The sequence below is a fragment of the Paraburkholderia sp. SIMBA_054 genome (assembly GCF_046534875.1).
Classification (GTDB): Bacteria; Pseudomonadota; Gammaproteobacteria; order Burkholderiales; family Burkholderiaceae; genus Paraburkholderia; species Paraburkholderia hospita.
The window spans coordinates 1-240 of sequence record NZ_JAWRXV010001607.1 but is presented as its reverse complement, the minus strand read 5'-3'; the positions used below and the strand labels follow the sequence as shown (position 1 = coordinate 240).

Below are 240 nucleotides of genomic sequence, written 5' to 3'. Positions count from 1 at the left end.
CGAGTTCGTCGACGAACGAGCCCAATGCGAAGCCGTGCGGGATGTTGTACACCGAGCGATACCAACCGATACGTGTATGCGCAGGCGCCGCCCCGTTTTCGCACTGCACGTTGGCGACTTCATAGGGCATGTCGGTCACACCCTGACCGAGCTCACCCGCCGAACCATAGACCACATTCGGCGTGAACGTCGAACCGATCGACGGGAACACGCTCCGGTGCAACCACGCAATCGTCCTGC

At 61.2% G+C, this 240-nt stretch carries 1 pseudogene; it reads right to left on the bottom strand.

Features of this window, described 5'->3' with window-relative positions:
• A pseudogene (locus SB822_RS60500) lies at positions 1 to 240 on the bottom strand (xanthine dehydrogenase family protein molybdopterin-binding subunit); the annotation flags it as partial.